Origin of the sequence: Pseudomaricurvus alkylphenolicus, from assembly GCF_011683955.1 — a bacterium.
GTDB classification, from domain to species: domain Bacteria; phylum Pseudomonadota; class Gammaproteobacteria; order Pseudomonadales; family Cellvibrionaceae; genus Pseudomaricurvus; species Pseudomaricurvus alkylphenolicus.
In genome coordinates this window covers 186,382-206,274 of record NZ_JAAQPI010000014.1, presented here as the reverse complement: position 1 = coordinate 206,274, position 19,893 = coordinate 186,382, and the positions used below count along the sequence as shown (strand labels likewise).

At 45.3% G+C, this 19,893-nt stretch carries 17 protein-coding genes; 5 read left to right on the top strand and 12 right to left on the bottom strand.

Features of this window, described 5'->3' with window-relative positions:
* Positions 1–35: 35 nt before the first annotated feature.
* Complete coding sequence (locus tag HBA55_RS28210; RefSeq protein ID WP_166998380.1) at positions 36–1,025, top strand: fumarylacetoacetate hydrolase family protein; 990 nt, start codon at positions 36–38, stop codon at positions 1,023–1,025.
* A 162-nt stretch (positions 1,026–1,187) separates the two neighbouring features.
* Positions 1,188–1,460 (top strand): GFA family protein, encoded by a 273-nt coding sequence (locus HBA55_RS38245; RefSeq protein WP_166998428.1) that lies wholly within the window; start codon positions 1,188–1,190, stop codon positions 1,458–1,460.
* Positions 1,461–2,164: 704 nt separating this feature from the next.
* Here HBA55_RS38245 and HBA55_RS28200 read toward each other — a convergent pair.
* Both HBA55_RS28200 and HBA55_RS28195 read right to left on the bottom strand, forming a co-directional pair.
* On the bottom strand, positions 2,165–2,659 hold the full coding sequence (locus HBA55_RS28200; protein WP_166998378.1) for a PIN domain-containing protein: 495 nt from the start codon (positions 2,657–2,659) through the stop codon (positions 2,165–2,167).
* Complete coding sequence (locus HBA55_RS28195) at positions 2,652–2,978, bottom strand: UPF0175 family protein (protein WP_166998376.1); 327 nt, start codon at positions 2,976–2,978, stop codon at positions 2,652–2,654. Before HBA55_RS28195 ends, HBA55_RS28200 begins: the two co-directional genes overlap by 8 nt.
* Before the next feature lie 303 nt (positions 2,979–3,281).
* On the opposite strand from HBA55_RS28195, the gene HBA55_RS28190 reads away from it, so the two are divergent.
* Positions 3,282–3,821 carry a tyrosine-type recombinase/integrase gene (locus HBA55_RS28190; RefSeq protein WP_240946332.1) on the top strand — a complete coding sequence of 180 codons (540 nt, stop codon included), beginning with the start codon at positions 3,282–3,284 and terminating at the stop codon, positions 3,819–3,821.
* Positions 3,822–4,369: 548 nt separating this feature from the next.
* Here HBA55_RS28190 and purU read toward each other — a convergent pair.
* From purU to HBA55_RS28160, 6 genes are all read right to left on the bottom strand, one after another.
* Positions 4,370–5,245 (bottom strand): formyltetrahydrofolate deformylase, encoded by an 876-nt coding sequence (gene purU, locus HBA55_RS28185; RefSeq protein ID WP_166998374.1) that lies wholly within the window; start codon positions 5,243–5,245, stop codon positions 4,370–4,372.
* Between the two features lie 55 nt (positions 5,246–5,300).
* The gene (gene folD, locus HBA55_RS28180; protein ID WP_338109476.1) at positions 5,301–6,179 is read right to left on the bottom strand and encodes a bifunctional methylenetetrahydrofolate dehydrogenase/methenyltetrahydrofolate cyclohydrolase FolD; all 879 of its coding nucleotides are present in this window, start codon (positions 6,177–6,179) and stop codon (positions 5,301–5,303) included.
* Positions 6,180–6,240: 61 nt separating this feature from the next.
* Positions 6,241–7,893: an electron transfer flavoprotein-ubiquinone oxidoreductase gene (locus HBA55_RS28175; RefSeq protein ID WP_240946331.1), complete on the bottom strand. Its 1,653-nt coding sequence runs from the start codon at positions 7,891–7,893 to the stop codon at positions 6,241–6,243.
* A 40-nt stretch (positions 7,894–7,933) separates the two neighbouring features.
* The gene (locus tag HBA55_RS28170) at positions 7,934–8,860 is read right to left on the bottom strand and encodes an electron transfer flavoprotein subunit alpha/FixB family protein (protein ID WP_166998370.1); all 927 of its coding nucleotides are present in this window, start codon (positions 8,858–8,860) and stop codon (positions 7,934–7,936) included.
* Complete coding sequence (locus HBA55_RS28165; RefSeq protein ID WP_166998368.1) at positions 8,861–9,610, bottom strand: electron transfer flavoprotein subunit beta/FixA family protein; 750 nt, start codon at positions 9,608–9,610, stop codon at positions 8,861–8,863. It abuts the gene before it with no gap.
* A gap of 9 nt (positions 9,611–9,619) precedes the next feature.
* Positions 9,620–12,040 carry an FAD-dependent oxidoreductase gene (locus HBA55_RS28160; RefSeq protein ID WP_166998366.1) on the bottom strand — a complete coding sequence of 807 codons (2,421 nt, stop codon included), beginning with the start codon at positions 12,038–12,040 and terminating at the stop codon, positions 9,620–9,622.
* Positions 12,041–12,308: 268 nt separating this feature from the next.
* On the opposite strand from HBA55_RS28160, the gene HBA55_RS28155 reads away from it, so the two are divergent.
* On the top strand, positions 12,309–13,208 hold the full coding sequence (locus HBA55_RS28155) for a LysR family transcriptional regulator (protein ID WP_277345726.1): 900 nt from the start codon (positions 12,309–12,311) through the stop codon (positions 13,206–13,208).
* A 638-nt stretch (positions 13,209–13,846) separates the two neighbouring features.
* Here the strand turns inward: HBA55_RS28155 and HBA55_RS28150 are convergent.
* Together HBA55_RS28150 and HBA55_RS28145 are read right to left on the bottom strand one after the other, a co-directional pair.
* Positions 13,847–14,701 (bottom strand): acyl-CoA thioesterase domain-containing protein, encoded by an 855-nt coding sequence (locus HBA55_RS28150; RefSeq protein ID WP_166998362.1) that lies wholly within the window; start codon positions 14,699–14,701, stop codon positions 13,847–13,849.
* Between the two features lie 82 nt (positions 14,702–14,783).
* Positions 14,784–16,991: a TonB-dependent receptor gene (locus HBA55_RS28145; protein ID WP_166998360.1), complete on the bottom strand. Its 2,208-nt coding sequence runs from the start codon at positions 16,989–16,991 to the stop codon at positions 14,784–14,786.
* A gap of 320 nt (positions 16,992–17,311) precedes the next feature.
* Here HBA55_RS28145 and HBA55_RS28140 point away from each other — a divergent pair, with 320 nt between their 5' ends.
* Positions 17,312–18,220, top strand: coding sequence for a LysR family transcriptional regulator (locus HBA55_RS28140; RefSeq protein WP_166998358.1), 909 nt, complete (start codon positions 17,312–17,314; stop codon positions 18,218–18,220).
* Between the two features lie 17 nt (positions 18,221–18,237).
* Here the strand turns inward: HBA55_RS28140 and folK are convergent, their stop codons facing one another.
* The gene (gene folK, locus HBA55_RS28135) at positions 18,238–18,792 is read right to left on the bottom strand and encodes a 2-amino-4-hydroxy-6-hydroxymethyldihydropteridine diphosphokinase (RefSeq protein ID WP_166998356.1); all 555 of its coding nucleotides are present in this window, start codon (positions 18,790–18,792) and stop codon (positions 18,238–18,240) included.
* A gap of 47 nt (positions 18,793–18,839) precedes the next feature.
* Positions 18,840–19,823, bottom strand: a complete 984-nt coding sequence (gene acuI, locus HBA55_RS28130; protein ID WP_166998353.1) for an acrylyl-CoA reductase (NADPH) — start codon at positions 19,821–19,823, stop codon at positions 18,840–18,842.
* Positions 19,824–19,893 lie beyond the last annotated feature (70 nt).

Sequence of the window (19,893 nt, the reverse complement as noted above, 5' to 3'; positions counted from 1 at the left end):
TAAACGTCGAATGACTTTAGGAAGGAAATTAGAATATGCCCTGTCATGTTGCTAGATATCAACACATTAAAAACGGCGATATCGGGTGGGCCGTCGTCGACACCCAAGCAAGTGGTGACCTATGCTTCTATGCGATCAAGGGGAATTATGATGACACACAGTCGTTCCTTCGACATGGTAAAGATCTGGCTTTCTCCATGGCTAGTCAGTTACGGAACTATGAACATAAACTCATTAGCATAGCCGCTATCAATGTGCTCTCACCCATTTCAAAACCGTGCAGAATTTTATGCCAGGGATCCAATTACCCTCAAAGTCGCATTGAAACCGGGATGGACCCTAACGATAAGAGTTTTAACACCATTTTCCATAAATCCGATACCAGTATAACCGGTCCAACCTCAGACATTATTCGGCCATCGCATGTCCAGCTGTTAGACTACGAGATTGAACTGGGAATCGTAATTGGCGAAGATATCAGCACCGCTGTAGAGCTTTCGAAAGACAATCTACACCGTTTTATCGCAGGAATCGTTATGGTTCACGACGTTACTGCCCGTGACATCCAAATACCTCAGGGTCAGTACTTTAAGGGAAAAAGCTACCGAACATTCTGCCCCACTGGCCCCTTTCTATGCCTACTTGGGCCGGATGAAATGCACTACTTGGAGTCACTGAGCCTGCAACTGACGGTTAATGGTGAACTCCGGCAATCTGATACCAGTGGTAATATGATTTATTCACCCCACGAAACGCTGAGTGAGCTATCTAAATTTTCAGACTTAAAACCGGGAGATTTGCTTCTTACTGGATCGCCAGGAGGATGTGCTTTAACCGTTCCCTCCGGTATTCTAATTAAATTACTGGGACTGCTACCAGACACGATAAAGTGGAAGGCATTTATCAATAAACAGTCCAAGAATGATAAGTATCTTCAACCAAATGACTTAATTGAGTCTACGATTGTCAGTGCCGACAGAAAAATCAATCTGGGTACACAGAGAAATCTAGTGATTTCAGAATAGACCAGTATTTTAAAATTAATCTTGATTCATGTAGCCGCTACTGGAGGAAGTGAACTCATCACGCTGAGCCACAGTTCAAAAGAATAGGTAGGAAGTAACTTGTTCGTATCCGAAGACTGTTGACGTTTCTGAAAAGGACCATGACATGAAGAAAAACACTGCATTTTCTGTGCATACGGCTCGAATGAATACAGACTTACTTCAACTCCCATTTTTCGCTTCATTTGCCATTGTACAGTTTGTCAACGATATACAGGAGAGCCATATTCAGATGTCGCTATTGCAAGGAAAAAACATGTTAAACTGATCGACATCAGTGCCACCAACTTCAGTCGCATGAAGCTTCCGCCAAAAATTACTAGAGGACTTTGTAGACTATGCGGTAAGCCTTCCATGGAATTTGGAATATTTGACCAACTTGCGTTTATTCCTTAAGAAAATTTCAGAAACCAACAGAATATTCCTGATCCTTCCTGCGTTGATACCTCTGCTACAGTCATATTGTATGGTGGCAACAGCTTCTTAAGTACCGCTTCTTTCCTTTCTGGTGAATAGTGTTTCAATCATTCCTCATCAGCCCCCTGTTCAAATTACCAACAATTTAGGGGGTGACATCAATCCTGACACAGGGGGCCGTTGCCAAAGCATGAGGGGTTTCTGAGAACTCAACTTGAGATATTGGCTGCTATAGTATCGGGGATAATCCGCACCAGGTAAGATCAATTTCTGCGATTGGACTGAATCCAGCCATATGGTTACCTCAATTCGCAGCACCTCTACGACTGCTTTAGCCCTGACTCCTTCCGTTATAATTTCATCATTAAAACGATATAGCTATTTCCGCTCATGGCTGACAGCCGTGGTAGAGCGGAACTTCCGCTATTTATGGACCATCAAAAAATCGAGAGTGTAAGATTTACTCCAGAATGGCAGTTTTCTGGATCTAGGTAGAAATCACCAAAGACGTATAATCTTCCCGATAGAGAGATCAAATTTATCGACAACGGGCAGTTGATGCTTGGATTGGAAAGTGAGATTTTAGCAACAACTCAGAAACGTACTGAGTTCTGAAGGCTCATTCTCACCTTGCTACCGATTTCTCAGAAACCAAATGCTGGCAGGTAGAATCTGTTATTTGATTAGCTTTCATCGCACAATTTTAAGACTTCATCTAACAGCGAGACAGAAAGTCGATAACCACATTGAGACATTCGTTGCAAAAAAGGCTTCACAAGATCAATCTCGCCTAACTTTTTGGCCTTGATCAACACTGCAGCTGTTCCAGTAACAGCAATCCCGCGTTTGATCGCAACTTTTCGCCCACGGCGTTCATCTACCAATGCAATCGCATTTAGATGTTCAGCCAAGGCCAAAGCTTCTGCCTCACCCTGATCGAGGACCGCAGCCAGTGTCTGGTAAGTTTCAGAGACCTCCACCGACTTTCGGACAATCCACCCCTCCTCCGCGGCAGCAAGTATCGCTTTGGCGCCGGGCCTCGTTGCATCCTGAGTGGCCTCCTTCATAACGCAATCCGGCACATAGACCGTAGAAAACAGTTTTGGCAAGACCCGGAGTAAGTCTACCAATGCTAGGGCGATCAGCGGTCCCGTATCCGATACAATGATCCTAGTCATTCAGGGCATCCAAATCGGACGCCAGCTCCTCAGATGACTGATCAACTACAACGATGTCAAGAACTGCAAGCCGACTCATGAACTCTTCTACCGACATCTTCGCCAATCGTGCCGCCTTGGGCATGGTCAGCAGTCCATCTTCATAGAGTTTTATGGCCATATTTACATGCACTCCAGCACGGAGTAACTCATCGTCAAAGGGGACTGAAAGCGATATCGGGTCACTGCGATTAGTGACAAGGACGAACTCCCCTGCCGCCGCAGATTGGCTCAAGACACCAGGGTTCTCTCTCAGTGCACGGATACCTATCGTTTTCATAACAACTACACCATATGAATGTACCCCCTTATGATAGCACATAGATAATCTATCCTGCCACACCTCAATCAATCGAAAAACCTTCATAAAATCAGCAAGTTAGCGATACGCCTTGAAATAGTCGTTATCACCTACCCAGACAATTCTTAGCATTAGTAGGTCGTGGAAGCTCCATATTCCCTAGCAGTCGATATTCAGCTCGGAGTTCCACCACCAAAACCTTGGGTCAACTGAAGTGCAAAGAAGCCGAGTGGTCGAGCTCCTCCCCATAATGGAGTTCTATCCGTATAGGAGGAACCAACCATGAAAGATGACAGTGTAACCGCAGTAGCTCGAAAGCCCTGGAATAAGGGAAAAATCGTTGGCCAGAAACCACCGTTAAAACAACAGGATGTGTGGGCAATCCGGATTCGTCTTCAGATGTCCAACCAGGTCCGTGAGTTAGCGATGTTTAACTTGGCCATCGACAGCAAACTGCGTTCTTGTGACTTGTTGGCTCTGCGAGTTCAGGATGTCACCCGCGGCGGCCACGTGCTGAAAAGGGCAATGATCATCCAGCAGAAGACCCATCACCCGGTTCAATTTGAACTCACCAGTCAAACTCGTGAAGCCGTGGGAAAATGGATCCAGCATGCGGGACTCGCGGAAAGCGACTACCTATTTCCCAGTCGAATAAAATGTCGCCCTCACCTCTCTACTCGACAATACGCTAGAATAGTCGATTCGTGGTTTACGGCTATTGGGCTTGACCCATCTGAGTATGGAACCCATTCACTTCGGCGCACGAAAGCAGCATTGATCTACAGACGTACCAAAATCTTCGAGTGGTACAGTTGCTGCTAGGTCACACCAAGCTTGAATCTACAGTTCAATACTTAGGAATAGAAGTAGACGACGCGTTTGATATCGCGGAGAGAATTGAGATCTAGCTGCTCCCCCCAGCGCGCTACACCGCAGCGGCGTAGCGCGCTGGGGTTATATTGTAGTTAAAACTAGCCCCCATATTTGAAGAGCGCTAGACTTCTGAAAGACTGCCTCAAGCAACATTGCGTAAATGTACTTCCGGAGTCTACCCGAAGCGGACTTGTGCAAACTACAATGCACAATTCTGCTTTGGAGAATAAAGTTCAGGTATGTAACCAATACCTGCCATTGAAAGAGCTGCTAGTAAGTTCGAGCTGTAGTTTAATACACCACTCACTCACCAGCTTCTCCGATAACCACTTTTGATCTACTGCTTCCAATGCCTTCTACTGCCTGGGCTATAAAAAAGGGCAAGTGCCATCTTTACAAGAAAGTAGCTTTTGCCCCATATTGCTTCAAACAGCTATCTGTTATTTCCTCAAAGGTGAACCTTCATATTCATCACAGTATTCCAGACGCTCTTATCCCTACTTAAAAATAACCGTCTTATTTCCTGAAAGAAAGACTCTATGTTCTATATGCAATTTCACCGCACGCGCCAAAGCCATCGTCTCGGTATCTCTGCCTAGAGCGACCAGATCATCTGGATAATATGCGTGATCAACCGATTGAACAGATTGCTCGATAATGGGGCCCTCATCCAGCTCAGCGGTAACATAATGCGCTGTGGCACCTATCAATTTTACTCCACGTTCAAATGCCTGATGATAGGGCTTGGCACCTTTGAATCCGGGCAAGAATGAGTGATGAATGTTGATTGCTCGACCATGGAGATGTTCACATAACTGATCAGATAACACCTGCATATACCGTGCTAGAACTACCAATTCTGTACCGGTTTCCTCAACAATGTTCAATAGCTCTTCTTCCTTAGACAGTTTATTTTCCTTTGTCACCGGTAAGTATACAAATCGAATACCTTCACGCTCGACCATAGGTCGAAGATCTAAATGGTTTGACACGACCGCTGTGATTTCAATATTCAGTTCCCCCTTATGATGACGATAGAGAAGGTCATCAAGACAATGATCGAACTTTGACACCATTATCAGCACTTTTGAGGGACGTCTTTCCTCATACATCGCCCACTCTAAGCCAAATTCGTCTTCTATTTCGACAAACCCAGAACGCATGCTTTCAATCGTATTTTCTACTTCCGGAAGGAAAGCGAATACCACTCTCATAAAGAACTTGCCACTGGCTTTATCATCAAATTGAGACAGCTCGACTATATCACAACCACTATTAGCCAGATAGGATGAAACCCCAGCGACAATACCGGGTGAGCTTTCACAGCTAACTGTAAGGACAAAAGAGTTTATGGTGCCTGAATTTCTTGACATAACGTAGACCTATAAATATTTCAATTCAAATTTGGATTCCATCCGCTTCGATCAGCTAAACATCTATCCCAGAGATATTGTTTTGATGGCAAGTTGCTTTAAACGTATTACGAAGCAAGCAGGCAATCGTCATAGGACCAACGCCTCCCGGTACTGGGGTAATTCCTCCCGCAACTTCGACCGCCTCCTCGAAATCGACATCGCCAACCAGTTTTGCTCTTCCATCAGAGTTAGTAGTTCGATTAATGCCTACATCAATTACTGTTGCGCCTGGTTTGATCCAATCAGCCTTAACCATTTTCGCACGGCCAACAGCGGCTATAACAATATCCGCCTCTTTGCAAATCTCTTCCAATTTTCTGGTTTTTGAATGCGTTATTGTCACTGTGCAGTTCTCTTGCAATAAGAGCATTGCTACAGGCTTACCTACAATATTAGAACGACCTATAACAACTACATGCTTACCGGACAAATCACTGCCCAAATGCCTTTTCGCCAAAATAACACAGCCCTGAGGAGTACAAGGTACTAGCGCCCCATTTTCTCCAATCATTAATCGACCCGAATTAACCGCATGAAATCCATCTACATCCTTCTCAGGCGAAATCGCAGCTATGATTGCAGATTCATCAATGTGCTCTGGCAAAGGCAACTGCACGAGGATCCCATTGACGTTCGAATCGTTATTAAGTCGGTCAATTTCCCCCAGAAGTTCACCTTCACTAGTGTCTTCTGGCAACTTATATTCGTAGCTGTTCATTCCAGCTTCACGAGTCTGTCGAGTTTTATTTCTAACATACACTTGACTTGCTGCGTCCTCGCCGACTATTACTACCGCTAAGCCGGGTATAAGGCCATGATCTTCCTTCAATACAGCTACCGCTGATGAAATTCGGTCGCGCAATTCAGATGCTATAGCTTTACCGTCAATCACACTAAATACTCCCGATGAGTTATTACAATATCGCTGTTCATTGTCCGACAAAAGTTGTCGATCACATATTCGGATAGTTTGGCCCGCCCGAACCTTCTGGGGCTATCCACGTTATGTTCTGTGTCGGATCCTTAATATCGCAAGTTTTGCAGTGCAAACAATTCTGGGCACTAATCTGAAATCTATTGTTCCCGCTCGGGGCGTCCTCAACATACTCATAAACACCTGCGGGACAGAAACGGGCCTCAGGTCCCTGATAAACCTCCCAATTTATGTTGAGAGGAACGGTCTCGTCCGCCAACTTTAGGTGACAGGGCTGATCTTCTTCGTGGTTAGTACCAGAAAGAAATACTGAGGAAAGTTTATCGAAACTAATTTTACCATCGGGCTTGGGATAATCGATTGATCGGCACTCTGATGCTTCTTTCATCAGAGAGTGATCTGGGACCTTGTCTCGTAGCGTGAAAGGCAGCCTGCCCTTAAACAAATTTTGGTCTATAAAGTTAAAGGCGCCCCCCATTAGAGTCCCAAATTTGTGTATTGCAGGACCGAAATTTCGTGCTCTTTGTAATTCATCGAAAACCCATGACGATCTAAATGCTTTAGTATACTCGCTAAGTTCCCGCCCTCCCTGATCACCAGCGGACAAGGCTTCAAATATCGTTTCGGCGGCCAGCATACCGCTCTTCATTGCTGTATGAGTTCCCTTAATTTTCGCGAAGTTCAGCGTACCAGCATCACAACCTACCAATAGACCGCCGGGAAAGCACATTTTAGGCAACGCGTTTAGCCCTCCCTTCGCAATAGCGCGAGCACCGTAAGCAACTCTCTTCCCTCCTGACAGAGTACATTTAAAAACAGGGTGCTGCTTCATCCGCTGAAACTCGTCAAACGGACTGGTGTATGGATTGCTGTAACTTAAGTCAACGACTAAACCCACCACCACCTGATTATTGTCACCGTGGTAAAGGAAAGAGCCCCCATTGGTCCCCTTTTCTAAAGGCCATCCACCGCAGTGCACCACGAGACCCGGCTGATGTTTATCAGGATCTACATCCCATATCTCCTTGAAACCAAGGCCGTAGTGCTGTACATCAGAGTTAGCGTCTAGATTAAACTCATTAATAACCTGCTTACCGAGACTACCCCGACAGCCCTCAGAAAAAATCGTGTATTTTGCGCACAACTCCATGCCCGGCATATAGCCGTCCTTTGGCCGGCCATCAACACCAACCCCCATATCACCAGTAGCGACCCCTCGTACAGCGCCATCTTCGCTATAGAGGATCTCTGTGGCAGCAAAACCGGGGAAGATCTCAACACCCAAAGCCTCTGCTTGTTCAGCTAGCCAACGACATAAGTTTCCTAAACTGATAATATAGTTGCCTTTATTGTGCATCGTCTGGGGGACGATCCAGTCGGGCAACTTCCTGGCATTTTCAGAATCCTGCAACAAGTAAATTTCATCACGGGAGACCAGGGAATTCAGAGGCGCACCGCGTTCGTGCCAGTCTGGAAAAAGTTCGTTTAATGCTCTGGGCTCAATTACAGCACCGGAGAGAATATGGGAACCGACCTCAGAGCCCTTCTCCACCACACAGATGGACATCTCCCGGGCAGATTCTTTTGCCTTCTGCATCAGACGACATGCTGCGGACAACCCCGCAGGACCAGCACCAACAATTACAACATCAAACTCCATGGATTCCCGCATGAGTACTTCTCTTCTAATAGCTTTCTATTTAGCTAGGTTGTTACACCAAACTCTCAAATTCAGGAACTGCATCAAATAGATCAGCAACGATTCCATAATCAGCATACTGAAATATCGGTGCTTCCTTGTCACTGTTGATTGCAACAATGACCTTACTCTCCTTCATACCTGCGATATGCTGGACGGCACCGGAAATTCCCACCGCAACGTATAGATCTGGAGCGACGATCTTTCCAGTCTGTCCAACTTGCATATCATTCGGAACGTATCCGGCATCCACGGCGGCACGAGAAGCTCCAACGGCCCCCCCTAGTTTGTCGGCTAGCTTATGGAGAAGCTCAAAACCTTCGCTACTCTGCATACCGCGCCCACCAGAGATCACAATACGTGCCGAAGTCAGTTCTATCCTATCGGTTGCACCAAGCTCCTCTTTAATGAAACTGGACAGACCAGCGTCAAACACATGGTCAATGCTTTCAATACTGGCATCGCCGGATAGATCCGCTTTATCAAAGGAAGATGCTCGAACACTAATAATCTTAATGGAGTCTGTGGATTTAACTGTTGCTATTGCGTTTCCAGCATAGATATTTCGCTTAAAGGTATCACTGCTTTCAATGCTGGTTACATCTGAAATTTGAGCTACATCGAGCCCCACAGCAACCCGAGGGAGGATGTTTTTGCCGTTTGTGGTGCTAGCTGCCAGAATGTGGCTATATTCACCAGCAAGTTCAACCACCAGTGGTGCAATGTTTTCTGCCAATTGATTTCTGTATGCCGGATTGTCGGCCTTGAGCACCTTACCGACACCAGAGATCTTCGCCGCCGCCCGTGCGACAGCATCACAGTTCTCCCCTGCTACCAGAAGATCGACATTTCCACCTATCTTTAAGGAGGCGTCGACTGCGTTTAGAGTTGTTTCCTTCAGCTCTTGATTATCATGGTCAGCTATCACAAGAATATTCATTTATATCAGCTCCTCATGAGTTCTCAGTTTTTCGACCAGTTCTTTAACGCTGCTAAGTATTTTTCCCGCCTTTCGATCCGTGGGAGCCTCTACCTGTAGAGTTTGTATTCGAGGAGTGATATCGACACTCATATCTTCAGCACTTACCGTGGTAATTGGCTTACGCTTTGCTTTCATGATATTTGGCAAAGAGGCGTAGCGAGGCTCATTGAGCCGAAGATCAGCGGTAATTATTGCCGGCAGCTTTAGTGAAAGAGTTTGCAGACCACTGTCCACTTCTCGAGTAACTTCCACCTCTCCATCTTTTAATGTAAGCTCTGATGCAAACGTGCCTTGAGAAAAACCCATTAAGGCCGCCACCATCTGACCTACTTGACTATTTTCCGAGTCGATTGCTTGCTTTCCAAGAATAACCAAATCAGGATTTTCTTCTTCCAATACCTTAGCAATCAATTTACTCACCGCGAGAGGTTCTAGATCCCGTTCCGCCTCGACTAGAATTCCACGATCGGCACCGACTGCTAGGGCTGTACGCAGTTGATCCTCAGAATCTTTTCCTCCGACGGAAACAGCAACTACTTCTTTAGCCTGTCCCTTGTCCTTCAGCTGAATGGCCTCTTCAACTGCGATTTCACAGAAGGGATTGATAGCCATTTTGACATTCTCTAAGTCTACTCCGCTACCATCTTCTTTGACTCTAATATTAACGTTTGGGTCAGCAACTCGCTTAACCATCACTACAACTTTCATAGCTACTCCTCAACTCTTAAGCTTAGTATTTGATGGATCATAAACTGGGCCTGTAAGAATACTCGCTGAGAAGTTGTCACCGAGCATACGTACTTGAATCGGCTGATCACTTTTGTATTCATTTACTTGCACATAACCGAACGCTAGGGTCTTCTTGGAATAATGCGCGTATGCTCCCGAAGTAATCACGCCGATCACTTCTCCGTCTTGGTATATAGACTCGCCACCAATAACGTCCAAATGTTCAACATCTATTTCCATATAGACGAGCTTCTGCTCTACCCCTTTAGCTTTGCGTTCCTCTAAAGCTCGCTTGCCAACAAAATCGGGCTTATTGAGATCAATAAACCGATTAACACCAGCCTCTAAAGGCGTCATTTCCACAGTTAGCTCAGTACCGTAAGCCCAATAGCCCTTTTCCATTCTCAGAGAGTTCAGCGCATAGGTACCGAAATCAAGCAGCCCCAAGTCGCCACCTGCTTCGTACAACGCGTCGTAGACAGCGCCCATGCCTTCAATAGGTATGTGAAGCTCCCACCCGAGTTCACCGGCATAGGAAACCCTCAAGGCAATTACCTGGACCCCCTTGATCGTAATGTTTCTACTACTCAACCACGGGAAACTAGCATTATCCAATGGGTGATTTGTGATCTGGCTGAGGATTTGACGAGAATTGGGCCCACACAGCGCTAAACACCCATAAGAAGTAGTAACATCGGTAACTTCGACGCCATCATGATGACGCGCAGACTTCGACAGAAGGTCCAAATCACGATATCGCGCCGAACTTGGGCCAATCAGAATGAAACGATTGTCTTCCAATTTCGTAATTGTCATCTCTGCCAAGAAATAGCCGTCATCAGTAAGCATATGAGCTAGGCACATGCCCCCGATTTTTTCAGGCATACGGTTGGCAAAAATTCCGTTTAGCCAATCAGAAGCATCTTCACCTGAAACCATGTACTTAGAAAATGCGCTGAGGTCGGTTAATCCGGCACTATTCCGTACAGCTAGACATTCCTGTTTAACGGATTCGAATGAATTGTTCTTCGACCAACTTGGCTTTTCTCCCTCTCCGTCTCGGCTGAACCATTTGGGGCGCTCCCACCCTAAAACATCTTCAAACACAGCCCCCTTGTTCTTTTGATTGTCATAAATATCCGTTTTGATTAGTGGTCGCCCAGACTTGTAGGTGTACCCCGGAGGGTGCTGGTTATACATATCACAGGTTACTTCTACTGTTCGCTCCCGAACCCACTCAGAATCGTAAATCGAGCCAAACCTACGAGGATCAAGAAAGTTGGCACACCTCTCTACAGAACCATGGACCATCCACTGAGCCAAGTATTTGCCACAGCCTGGGCCCTGAGAGATACCAATCGCTGAGCCCCCGGCTAACCAGAGATTTTTGTGATCTGGAGCTGGGCCTACAATTGGCGACAAGTCTGGGGTGTGTGCAATGAAGCCGGAGATGACCTTCTTAATGCCCACTTCTCCGAAGGCAGGAAATCGCTCTACCATTTTTTCCAACCATGGCTCAACCCGTTCCAGGTCGGGTTCTAGCAGGTCGAAATCAAATGTCCATTCAACATCTTTGTCATCATAGATAGTTTGTAAGCTGTCCGGCTCATACGGGCCACCTAAAAGCCCTTTTTGTTCCTGGCGGACATACGAGCAAGAAGCAGGGTCCCTGAGCACTGGTAATTCTTTCTCACTTAGGTCCGTTACCGGACTTGCTTCTGTTACAAGATATTGATGGACAACGTTGACGAACGGCACATCCAGATCCAACCAACGGCCCACCTGCTTACTAAAGAATCCTGTAGCGAGCACCAAGTGCTCACATGTAATATCTCCTTTGTCTGTCATTACCTTCCATTCGCCGGAACTTAACTGTTCGAAGCCTTTGACGAATGTATTTCGATAAATTTCAGCACCTAGCTTGCGTGCTCCCGCCGCCAACGAATTCGTTGCCATATTTGGATCTACGTGGCCCTCGTCAGGCGAATACGACCCCCCCACACACCCATGTAACTCAACGTGAGGGTTGAGCTCTTTTATCTGTTCAGGTGTAAGAATCCGCATTTCGTAGCCAACTCTATTAGCAACATCCGCGAAATATTTGTGCCAATTAAGCTCGTTCTCATCTCGTGCCAATCTAATGCCGCCACACCCATGCCAACCAGTGGGAACTCCTGTTTCTTCTTCAAGGGATTGATACAATTTCACACCATAATGGTGCAGGTGAGCAAAACTTTCATTACCCGTAAAAAGGGGACATAACCCCGCCGCATGCCAAGTTGTACCGGACGTGAGTTCTCCCTTTTCAATCAACGCAATATCATCCCACCCTTCCTTAGCAAGGTGATACAGTGAGCTAACACCAAAAATTCCTCCGCCAACTACTACTGCTTTAACATGTGACTTCATAAGCAACGACTCTTCTAATATTTTAAATTGGTTAGTATTTCGTTTGTTAAACAATAAGGCCTGGATGAAATCCATTAACAAACTAATAGTTCATTCAACACAAATATTATTTCTTGGCCCTACGTTCGGACAAGCGATTAATCATCATGGATAGATGAGTTGTTCTAATCAGTAGCAGCACATGAATTAATTGTCAGAAGTTATGGAAAATCCGCATTTGACAATTTACTATTATCTGTAGAAGTTTCGATTTAATTTGGATTTTTTCATGAGAAATATACCTTCACTAAGAAGTCTTAGATACTTTGAAGCAGCTGCACGTCACATGAGTTTTACAAAAGCGGCAGATGAGCTTCACGTCACACAGTCTGCAATAAGCCATCGTATAAAGTTACTGGAAGCAGAGATCGGGTATTCTCTCTTTGTCCGGCGACCGCGTCAGCTGTCGCTTACAGAGCAAGGCGAGTTCTATCACTCCGAAATATCGATAGCTTTTTCCAAGATTGCCCATGCCACTGAGCAACTCAGCCCCAAAGCAGGTTCGCGCCAGCTTGATCTTATGGTGACGCCTTTTTTTTCCAGCAGGTGGCTGATTCCGAGACTGCCCTCTTTCTCTTCTGCGTATCCGAATATTAAGCTTAACCTTAAACACACTCAGGCGCGTGTTGATTACTCGGATGTATCTGGATCATCAGAGAACTTGATAATCATCTCTTACATGGAGCACACACAGCCCAACTGGACTCAAGAGTACTTATTCTCAGCAGACCTAGTACCTATGTGCAATCCTTCGTTAATCTCACAAAAGAACAAGCCTCTACAACCTCGAGATATACTTGACATACCAATTGCACACGAGTGCGATCATAGGTTGTGGCGCCAGTGGTACGATTTAACTGGCTTAGACACCGAAATAGTTAGGGAAGGCCCCATTCTTGATAATCCATTGGTTTTAATAGACTCTGCACTCAGCGGCCAGGTAATGGTTTTGGCACCACCATTACTATTTCAAAACTACCTGGATGCTGGCTTGTTGATAAAGCCGATGGGAGAAAAGCGCAGTATATCTGTTGATTACTATCTGATTTTGCCAGAAGCAGAAAAACTAGGTGCCAGTGCACAGGCATTTTCAAATTGGATACGTTCGAAGGCCAGAGTAATGGGTTAAACTAGTGAAAAAATCGACTAGATAATAACGCACAGTTTCAAGCAATAGCTGCAAACCCTGAATAGATCATTTATGTAGTCAGAAAATTCATCCCTAGCTCATCAAGTTGAAATTTCCTACCACAAGAATCACATAAAAATTCTGGTAACAGCACATCAACGGAGCAATCATTATCGTGGCTGCTATCCAGGAAATAGCGAATTCTCTGATAATTTGGAGATTGACAGGTAGAATAAGAATGGCAGCTTGGACAGGCTTTTTCACCATCTAATCCAACGTAATGCAATTCTGCCGCCCAGGCTCCAGTTCGGCTATTGACTTTAACGTTACTAACAAACCAAGGATGCTCTACGTCAAGAGTTCTCTCAATGAAACTTGTCATACTCTCCATATAGACTACCTCTATCTCATAAAACTAACTGCAATCACCGAAATCCCGTTACTCAGAGGGTAAATATCCTAGCTAAACTAGAAGTATTTCGTTCAGTTATCGATCCGATCCATCAGCACTTGTTGTCGGTTTAACTCATGGCGAATCAAAGTTTCTTTCCAGCTTCTCACCTCGATATTCAGTTTTCAATACAGGCCCTATTTTCTTCCAGCGGCAAGTTATTATTGCTTTATCTTTTTGATCGAAGTCAAGTTTCATCTAAAACACGAATCAAACCCTCCTGCGCCAAAGAAGCAACGAGAGTACCATCCGACCTATAGACCCTCCCCAGATTGAAACCTCGAGCCCCGGCGGTTATCATCGATTCAACTTCAATTAGCAACCATTCATCTGTACGAAAACTTCTGTGAAACCACATGGAGTGATCCAGGCTTACAACTTTCAGATTACTAAGTTCATGATTGAGACCATGAGGCATAAGACTAATGTCTAGCAAGTACATATCCGAAACGAAACCAAGAAACGCCTCGTGAGAACCCGGCTCTTCTTTTACGGGCAACTTTGATTTCACCCAGAATGTCGCCTTCGAGTCACGGATCTCCGAGTTTTGATAAAGATCGTACTTATTGACCGGTCGGATATCAATTTCCGAGTGCAGGAATCTTTTGGGACGTGCATTTCTACGAAACTCTTCCAGCGCAGGAAGATCATGAGGACCTACGTATTTCGGCATATCATTTTGAAACTCCAGGCCAGATTCCCTTACCTGAAAAGATGCCACCAACAGAAATATCTCCTTCCCGTCCTGCTTCGCGGTTATCTGGTACGTAGCAAAACTACGTCCTTTCCGAATTAGCATTAATTCGAAGAAAATAGGAAAATCCGGTTGTCCTGGCCGTAAAAAATAACCGTGCATGGAGTGCATAAAGGCATCATCGATTAACAGATCGCCATGAGCCGCCAAAATGGATTTTGCTATTATTGTGCCCCCGTATAGCCTTCCCTCCTCTTCTGGATCAACTCTTGCCATATATAAATCCGGCGCTAGAAATTCAAGCTTTAGAGTATCCATTACAGATGAGAATTTTTTAGAATTAGACACCTTCGAGCTCCAATATCAAATACAAAAAGACTCAAGCAGCCGTTCTGGCTGCTTGAGTAAAGTACTGGTGAATCTTGACTGATTACCAGTTATATCGGACCTGAGCGCCCAACCACCGAGGGGGGCCGTACACCAGATAGGTTGTTCCTGTAAAGGTTGTCATATCAAACTGATAAACCACATTTTCTTCGTCAGTCAGATTTTTTGCAAACAATGAAACTTCCCAGTCACCTTGATCTCGGATGTAGCTTAATCGTGCATTCCACAGTGTGTATGAATCCCCAACAGTAAATGGTGCATTGTTTAAGCTGTTATACTGCTGCTCATCAACGTAGTATCCGTCAACCTGGAATTTTAGAGAATCGTTGTCTAGTTGCCATTCTTTGCTGACTAGGAAGTTAGCGGTGAGATCGGGGGCGGTGATCATATCTTGATCTCCTGCCGCTTCGCCATCAACTGTCGCATCCAAGATTGAAAGGCCCAGTGAGACTTCCCATCCGTCCGCAGGGTTTGCAATTAGCTCAACCTCTGCACCGGCAATTTGGGCATCTCGGTTAATAACCGCAGCCGTCGTTCCCTGGAATAGAAATGCTTGATAATCGTCGTAATCGTAATAAAACGCTGTCGCATTCAATCTGGCGCGACCATCAGCCAACGTTGACTTAACTCCGACCTCGTAACTCATTAATATCTCTGGTTTATAAGCAAGTTCACCAGGTGTTAGAAAGCCATCAACAGGAGCGGTAAACCCACCTGCCTTTACCCCTCGACTAACTCCCGCAAACAGAAGTACATCCTCGCCAAGGTTGTAATTTAACTTAATATTGGCTGCTACCTCCGTATCTTTCATGTCTAAATGTGTATCACCAACCACATCCAATACTAGGGGGTTTTCAGGATCGCCTGAAGTAAAGATCGAACAATCATTGGCAAGGCCGAACGTCGGTTCGATTTCACCGACCTCGAGTGCATCTACAGGTTGACAAGTAGAATTTAGTGAAAATTCCTTTTCATCTGTAACTACTCGCAGGCCGAGTATGAAAGTCAATCTTTCAGTAAGATCGTACTCGCCTTGTCCAAATAGAGACCAAGACTTAGTCTTCAATGAAAAATTGTTGATTGTAGCGCCACCAAAAGTATTCAGCTGATCATCGCCAGAGTAATCGCCATCCAAGTATAAATAGTACAACCCCGCCTGCCAGCGAGTTCGATCTGTCTCGCCGTTAAATCGAATTTCCTGTGAGAATTGTGATGCATCTTGCGTTGTAGCGTATGTATAAGCTGGATTAGGTACGGGGTCAGACTCAAGGAAACTTTTCTTTAAATCACTATAACTTGTAATTGACGAAAATGTGAAGGTGTCGAACTCTGACACTATTGTTAAATCGGTACCATACGCTTCTTTATCAAGATGCCCAACGATTGATACCGCCCCTTCGTTTGGCTTGGAATTATCAGGATTACCACTCCAATCAAAGGGTACGTCGCCAATTGCAGACACCGATGGGCGCATGTCATATGCACCACCTGTGACATCGTCTGTGACTGCACTCCATAGAGTCAAGTCTACACTAGTATTATCCGTCGGCTTGTAATCAACCTGTGCGCGGACATTGGTAAAATCTTTCTCTCTGATATCATCGCCGATAGTGTTTCTGAAGTAACCGTCAGCCTCTTCATTTACTACTGATAAACGTCCATATACATTTTCCGATATCGCACCACTGACGACCCCTTCCAGACGAATCTGTCCATAGGAACCAATCGTAGCATCCAAATACCCCTCGAATTCATCTGTCGGTTGACGCGAAACAATATGAATAAGCCCACCCGTCGCATTGCGACCGAACAGCGTTCCCTGTGGTCCTTTAAGTACCTCTACCCTTTCCGTGTCAAACATTTGAACACCAGCCGCACCAGTAGCTGCGACATAGACTCCGTCAACATACACTGCGGTTGGGGCTTCCTGATGGTCGGCGAAATCATTTTGGCCTACACCTCTCAGACTAAACAAAGAAACAGACGAATCTCCACTAAAGGAGGTTGCCACTAAACCAGGAGTTTGGGCGGCGACATCCTCACTATTTGACCAGCCTAGGCTTCGAAGAGCGTCGCCATTAAAAGCAGTAACCGCTACACCGACATCTTGAATACTCTCCTCTCGTTTTTGAGCCGTAACTATTACTTCTTCTAGCAACCCTCCATCCGCAATAGTGGTTAACGGCCAAGCGATAGAGGTGGCTACGGGTAACAGAAAGATACCCAGATTTAGGTTACTTGGTATTTTCATTGATGTCTTTCCTCAGGTTTTTACATAACTATTTATGTTGTTTTCAGTTTCCATGCTACGCATAAAAATTCCGTGTATCGAATGCTTTATTGTCATGCCTTCATTATCAGGCTTTATGCATCAGGCAGGAGTTTCTGAGGTTGTTACCTAGCACTGATCTTGGTAGTCGTTTGAGATATCTTAGATATGCATAATATGCATAAGCTACCTTCAATATATGCCGCAGTTGACTAAAAAAGCTGAGTCATAAAATCATGGAAATTACCAGCATGACACACTATCATTACTTGAGGTCATGCCAAACTGGTTAGGAATTACCTATGAGCAATCTGCCATCATTGCGAAGCCTTCGATATTTCGAAGCAGCAGCACGGCACATGAGCTTTACAAAGGCAGCCGACGAGCTTTGTGTTACCCAATCAGCGATCAGCCACCGCATAAAGATGCTTGAAGAAGAAATAGGATATGAGCTTTTTCTGCGTCGACCTAGGAAGCTGTCCTTGACAGAGCAGGGCGAATTCTATTTCAGCGAAGTATCCGTAGCGTTCTCAAAGATTGCCCATGCCACAGAGCAACTTAATCCAAGCACCAGTTTCCGTAATTTGGAGCTTATGGTCACGCCATTCTTTTCAAGTCGCTGGCTAGTTCCACGTTTGCCTGAGTTCTCAACCGCACACCCAAATATAAATCTAAAGCTTAAGCATACACAGGCCCGCTTGGAGTTATCCGATGTCTCAGCTAGCCCTGAAAATACTGCGATTATCTCCTATGTGGAGCAAAACCTGCCAGGCTGGTCCAAGAATTACCTGTTTACAGCTAATATGGTACCAATGTGCAATCCTACCCTCGTTTCTGAACTGCAACTGCCACTACAGCCCAAAGATATTCTTGACTTGCCAATTGCTCACGAAATAGACCATCGATGGTGGCGGAAGTGGTATGACATCGCAGGGCTACAATCTGAGACAGTAAGAGACGGACCTATATTTGATGATCCCCTCGTATTGATAGATTCTGCACTCGGTGGCCAAGCCGTCATGCTTGCACCGCCGCTATTTTTCCAGAATTATCTTGATGCTGGATTGTTAACGGCGCCAATGGGTGAGAATCACGAGATTCCCCTTGATTACAGTCTGTTTCTTCCAGATCCGGATAATTTAGGAGCTAGTGCCGAAGCTTTTTCAAACTGGATTCTCTCGCAAGCTAAACTAATACGGAAGAATTCATAATGAGCTTTGTGTGTTATTCATCCCCAATTAAAATCGATAATCCACGTTGACTGCATACGTGCTCGATTCTTACTCCATAGGCGATCATAGGTATCCATAGTTACCGGATGAATGCCGTTCGGAGCAACTTCAGCAAGGGGAGCTAATACAAAGGCGTATCTGAGTATATCCTTACGAGGAATACATACTCCACCCGAAGCATCGACTTGGTCACCGTAAGTCAACAAATCAATATCTATACTTCTGTTTGCATACTTGCGATCACTTTCTTTACGACCACAATCGAACTCTATTTTCCTTAGTCGACTTATGAGATCCTTTTTATCAAGATTTGTATTGATCTCCACAACGATATTTAGGAACCTGTTCCCACTGAAACCTTCTGCTTCGCTTTCATATACTGAGGACAAATTGGTGACTTCGAAGTTATCTTCAATATGAGTTTTCGCAGTTTTAATATTACTTTCTCTATTAAGGTTGCTACCTATACCAACGTAAACCACAGTCACAATTTGGCAACTCGCATCTTTATGAGCCGTTATTGATAAACCATTGAATCCAGCTTCTGACATAAGAAGTGGATTCAATCGGGACGCCGTTAATTACTCAATGCATTATCTTATCGGTTAACATCCACTACAAGTCGCCCTCTTATTTTCCCATCGAGCAATGCCTGAGCTTTAGAAACTGTCTCAGACAACCCAATTGTTTCTGTTACACTCTGCAAACGCACTACGTCCAGCTCTTTTGCGAGGTCAGCCCAAGCAGCTTTCCGTTTTTCCAATGGGCAATAAACGCTGTCTATTCCCACCAGTGAAACTCCTCGCAGGATGAAAGGGGCCACCGAGGCGGGTAGCTCCATCCCTTGGGCCAGTCCACACGCGGTGACCACACCACCGTACTTTGTAGAGGCACAGATATTTGCCAAAGTATGGCTGCCAACTACATCAACCGCACCAACCCAACGCTCTTTACCGAGAGGCTTGCCTGGTTTGTTAAGTTCCTCTCGATCAATTATCTCACTGGCACCCAACTCTGTTAAATATTCACTGTCTGCGGAGCGACCAGTCGACGCTACCACTCTATATCCTCGCTTTGCTAACAGATATAGCGCTACACTACCCACGCCACCAGCAGCTCCTGTCACCAGTATGTCACCATGCTCGGGCCTGACTCCATGTTCCGCCAGCGCTTTCACACAAAGCATCGCAGTATAACCCGCTGTACCCAACCCCATAGCATCCTCAGTGGAAAGTTCCTCTGGTAATGGCAACAGCCAATCAGCTTTAACCCTTGCGCGTTGGGAAAGTCCTCCCCAATGGTTTTCACCGACTCCCCAGCCGTTCAATAATACGCGATCGCCCTCTGAAAACTTCGAATCTCTACTAGAGACTACTGTCCCAGAAAAATCAATGCCCGGTACCATAGGAAAGCTTCGTACCACCGGGCTCTTTCCAGTGATCGCTAAAGCGTCTTTATAGTTGAGTGTAGAGTACTCGACAGACACAGTTACTTCCCCTTCAGGGAGCATTTTTTCATCTATTTCTTCTAAGGTCGCCGTGTAGCCACTGTTACCTTTATCCACTTTAATTGCTTTGAACATTACATTCTCCTGAATTTATCAAATTGATGTGTGACACTATTCTAGTTGGTTATATATTTTCGCTATTTTC